Here is a 4,531-nt window from a genome sequence, read left to right on the forward strand (position 1 = left end):
ACTGCCGGCCATTTTCAGTTCCTGTGTTTTAAACCGCTACACTTTCCAAGCCTTTCTGCAAGGCAGTTTCTTTCAGATCCGGCACACTCAAACCCTCCACCCTGAATGTAGTAACATCGTTCAGACCAATAAACCCCAGGATCCATTTGAGATAGGGTTCCGCATAATCCATTGATTTCATAGGGCCGTCTGAATAAACGCCACCGGAGGCAACGGCCAGATATACTTTTTTGTTTTTCAGTAATCCTTCCGGATGACCATTTCCGTAGCTGAATGTTCTGCCCGCGCGCACTACATGATCTATCCATGCTTTCAGGGCTGAGGGAATGCTAAAATTATAAACAGGTACACCTATCACCACAATATCGGCTGCTTCCAGTTCATGAATAGCTTCATCCGAATGTTGTATGGCCGTTTTATAGGCTTCGTTTTCGTTTTCAGGAGGCGCGAAGAATGCCGAGAGATGCGATTCTTCCAGGTGCGGGTATTTTTTCTGCACCAGGTCGCGTTGCGTTACGGTACTTCCGGGGTACTGTGCTTTTAATTTTTCAATAATAGTATGGGTCAGTTGTGTGCTGTTGGATGCAGCGCCTCTTGCGCTTGAAATAATTTCCAGTATCTTCTTCATGATTTATTTTTTTTGCAAATGATGATGATGCAAAACTATCTATCTTTCCTCTTGCTTTAGCCGAAGTATGCTAAAGGTTACCAGTAACCTTCTGGTTAGCGGCGGTGATATTTATCAGTAAATTCACACCGGCATCTTCATAAAAAGAACAAGATGGAAATAAACGAACGGTTTACCCGCGGTAGATTAAAATACCTGTTTCCAGGTATTTTAATCTACCGCCGTGTACGATATTTTTGCAGCCGGAACCATCATCTTTAATTATTATGAAACGTACACTAGCTATCAGCTTCCTGATCTCCATTGTTTTGTTTTCCTGCAGCAAAGACGACAAAGCTAAAGGCCCCAGCAATGAAGAGATCCTTACAAAGAAAATTGCGGACATTATTCCGCAGAAATACCTGGACACTTTAAAAATACTCGGACTGGATGTTCACCAGGGCGTGACTCCGCCCAATGTAGAAGGTACTTATCACATTGCGCCGAATAAGCTGGATACCAGCAATGTTCCCAACGATGTACCAGGCAGCTATTTCAGTAATGCCACTGTTACTTTTTCAGCACAAAGCGCCACTGATTTCAGTATTCACCTCATCGGTAAAAATTTCCTAAGCGATGCCGACACCAGCATTGCCACTGCTATTTCCGGATCGGGCAACGACTTTACCGTATATGGTAAAGTGAAGTCAGTAAGAGGTACACACTCCGCCATATTTGCACTGATTTTTACCGGTACCAAAGAAGGAGCCAACCTGAAAAATGTGCGGGTTGGGATTATTAATGTTGATAACAGCCAGGGCGGAACGGGCATATTTATTAACGAAGGTTTGGGGCGGATAGCTTTTGACGAAGATCATGTTTCGGAGAAGGTAGCAGAGAAAACGGAAAGTGGAGAGCGTAAAGGGGCCGGGTTACATACATTAGGATTCATCCAGTAATAATAAATACAATTAAATTGAGTGGGAAGTGAGGGATTGGGTTCCCTCACTGTTCTCCCGCCAGACGAGTGCTACTCCTTGCTATTGCTTTTCCGCTATCTCTTCATGCCGTGTAAAACCGATCATATTACGCGGTTGCTGTGGCTTATTAATCAGGTGTTCCAACACCCGGTAAATATCCTCAAACTGGTTATCATACTGTTCACGCATCTCTTCCAGTACCTTCATTACCTCTTTATAGTTAACAGATAATTTGCGTAATGATATAAAGGTTCTCATAATAGCAATATTCATTTCGATTGCCGTATCGCTTTTCAATACACTGGATAGCATAGCCACTCCTGTTTCTGTAAAAGCAAATGGCTTTGCGCCACCAAGATATTTTTTGTGTGGTATCACGTTTTGTGATACCACTATTCCTATCTCCTCTTCGGTTAACTCGAACATAAAATCTTCAGGGAAGCGTTCCATGTTACGCCTTACTGCCTGCTTTAAGGTCCTCGTTTCTCCTGAATACCTCTCTCCAAAAATATTTTTGCTAAACCAAATGGTTATATATACCTTTACTAAACCATTTGGTTTAGTATTATGAAAGCAAGAAGAGACGTGTTCCAGGCCATCGCTGACCCTACCAGGCGTGCCATCATTGGCATGCTGGCGCAGCAAACGCTTACCCTCAATACGGTAGCGGAAAATTTCAGTATGAGCCAGCCGGCCATATCAAAGCATATGCGCATCCTTACGGAGTGCGGCCTGGTGATCATTGTAAAACAGGGACGGGAACGGCATTGCACCGCCAGTTTCCAGGCATTGGAAGAAGTAGCGCAGTGGGCAGAACAGTATCGCCGGTTCTGGACAAACCGCCTGGATACATTGGAACAACTATTGAACGAAGAAGAATGACAGTTGTTTATTAATCTATAAAACATTGCACGATGGCTAACAACAACACTCCCTGGGTAGAAGCCCAGATGCTGATACGCAAACCGGTAGCAACCGTATTTAACGCTTTTATTGACCCGGAAATTACCAGGCATTTCTGGTTTACCAAAGGCAGCGATAAACTGGCAGCGGGAAAAACAGTTACCTGGGAATGGGAAATGTACCAGGTATCATCTACGGTAAACGTGAAGGAGATCATACCCAACAAAAAAATAACCGTTACCTGGAACGATCCGGCTACTACGATCGATTTCAATTTCCAGCCGGTGGATGATAACGCTACTTACGTTGTGATTAAAAACTATGGCTTTAGTCAAACCGGTGATGCATTGATGCGTGAGATCAACAATAACACAGGAGGATTCACCACTGTGCTCGATGGCCTGAAAGCCTATCTGGAACACAATATTAACCTTAATCTCATTGCAGATAAATTTCCTAAAGGTGTAGCATCACACTAAACATTTAAAACCAAAAACATGGAAAAAACAGGACAGATCCTCTCTCCTGGTACGATTCGCTTTGAGCGTAATTTGCCAGGTCCCATTGATAAGGTATGGGCTTATCTGACAGAATCCGAAAAACGCGGCAAATGGCTGGCGAGCGGCGATATGGAACTATTTGAAGGAGGTAAGGTGCACCTGCATTTTATGCATCAGCAACTCAGCCCCCTTCCTGATAATATTCCTGAAAAATACCGTGATATGAAAGACGGCCATCATTTTACCGGTACGATGTTAAAAGTGGAAGCTCCCCGCCTGCTCGCGTTTACGTGGGAAGGAGGATCGGAAGTTACCATGGAGTTAGCGGAAAAAGAAGACAGGGTATTACTCACCCTCACCCACCGCAAACTGGCCGATGATGCAAAAACCCGCAGCAGCGTAGGCGGTGGCTGGCATACGCACCTGGATATTTTAATCGCCAACCTCGAAGGCATAACCCCTCCTCCCTTCTGGAATACCCATACCAGGCTGGCAGCATTGTATGCAGATATGGCGTAGATTTGATTGATCATTCAATCAATACCGGCGTCATATATGGAGGATTTCATTTCAAAAAAAACAACTCAGAAAACAGGCATTCCTGATTTAGTGGAAGTGCTGCGCGAACAGCTCAGCAGTTCCGAGTTATCGTCGCTGCTGCTGGAAGTATACCAGCGCAAATCGGAAGACCTGCACGCGGCCACCCTGCTGCAACAATACCGGCAGAACATTTACGTGCAGCCGGCAGATACCGATATGATTGAAGTGCTGGAAAAGGAATTGCAGCTGCTCCGGTTCCTCAGGCAGCAGCAGTATGAACCGGTGGAATTATCGCCGGTAGCGCAGTTTGGCAGTTGCGCGGCAGTGGGCACCGTTAACCAGAAAAAAATAATCACTGCGTTAAGACATACGGAAGTATTGGCAGACGCCACCAATTCGCTGGCCCTTCACATCGCCGATCTGAAGCAGCGCGGTATTGGCACTGCTACCGGTGAACGGCTGCGCTTTTGCACCGTTCACCGGCATGTGAGGGCTATGCAGCTTCCTCCCGGTAAAGGCTATACGCCACATTTCAAAATTGCCTGTATGGTAGCAGCAGGAAAGGATACAGGCAATTTTGAATTTGAACGCAGCACCTGTGCGGAGCAGTTGCAGCATATTTATACCCTGCTGCAAACCATCTTCGGTATACCATCCATCTACTTTAAAATACAACCCCGGTCCGGTTATCCCAACGGCCGCGCATTGATGCACTCATTGATGGACTATCTTTCTTCGCATCTCCCGTATAAAATTATTGCCGATGAAACACCTGCGGAAAACAACTACTACAAAGGCATACAGTTCAAAGCGGTGATACAGGCGGGCGAACATGAAATTGAAATTGCAGACGGCGGGCTGGTGGACTGGACCCAGCAACTACTTGGCAACAACAAGGAACGGTGCTTTATTTCAGGTATAGGGTTAAGTCTCCTGATGAAACTTTCAGGCAATAACAGCAATGGATGATATCGAACAATGACTGTATCAAAACCGAACAC

The 4,531-nt window shown here is 45.4% G+C and carries 7 protein-coding genes; 5 read left to right on the top strand and 2 right to left on the bottom strand.

Annotated features, from left to right (window positions below; all coding sequences use genetic code 11):
- Positions 1-28 precede the first annotated feature (28 nt).
- A complete protein-coding gene (locus VN105_RS04820; protein WP_325638469.1) occupies positions 29-628 on the bottom strand; it encodes an FMN-dependent NADH-azoreductase in 600 nt (199 codons plus the stop codon).
- Positions 629-894: 266 nt separating this feature from the next.
- Between VN105_RS04820 and VN105_RS04825 the strand changes: the two genes are divergently transcribed.
- Complete coding sequence (locus VN105_RS04825) at positions 895-1,566, top strand: hypothetical protein (protein ID WP_325638471.1); 672 nt, start codon at positions 895-897, stop codon at positions 1,564-1,566.
- Between the two features lie 81 nt (positions 1,567-1,647).
- Here the strand turns inward: VN105_RS04825 and VN105_RS04830 are convergent, their stop codons facing one another.
- The gene (locus VN105_RS04830) at positions 1,648-2,037 is read right to left on the bottom strand and encodes an ORF6N domain-containing protein (protein ID WP_414647224.1); all 390 of its coding nucleotides are present in this window, start codon (positions 2,035-2,037) and stop codon (positions 1,648-1,650) included.
- Positions 2,038-2,154: 117 nt separating this feature from the next.
- Between VN105_RS04830 and VN105_RS04835 the strand changes: the two genes are divergently transcribed.
- Genes VN105_RS04835 through VN105_RS04850 form a run of 4 tightly spaced genes read left to right on the top strand, consistent with a single transcriptional unit; the run spans position 2,155 to position 4,499 of the window.
- Complete coding sequence (locus tag VN105_RS04835; protein ID WP_325638475.1) at positions 2,155-2,469, top strand: metalloregulator ArsR/SmtB family transcription factor; 315 nt, start codon at positions 2,155-2,157, stop codon at positions 2,467-2,469.
- A 32-nt stretch (positions 2,470-2,501) separates the two neighbouring features.
- Complete coding sequence (locus VN105_RS04840; RefSeq protein WP_325638477.1) at positions 2,502-2,969, top strand: SRPBCC family protein; 468 nt, start codon at positions 2,502-2,504, stop codon at positions 2,967-2,969.
- 18 nt (positions 2,970-2,987) lie between these two features.
- On the top strand, positions 2,988-3,509 hold the full coding sequence (locus VN105_RS04845; protein ID WP_325638480.1) for an SRPBCC family protein: 522 nt from the start codon (positions 2,988-2,990) through the stop codon (positions 3,507-3,509).
- Between the two features lie 36 nt (positions 3,510-3,545).
- Positions 3,546-4,499, top strand: coding sequence for a hypothetical protein (locus VN105_RS04850; protein WP_325638482.1), 954 nt, complete (start codon positions 3,546-3,548; stop codon positions 4,497-4,499).
- The last annotated feature ends 32 nt before the right edge of the window (positions 4,500-4,531 follow it).

It is taken from the genome of Chitinophaga sp. (assembly GCF_035564935.1).
Classification (GTDB): domain Bacteria; phylum Bacteroidota; class Bacteroidia; order Chitinophagales; family Chitinophagaceae; genus Chitinophaga.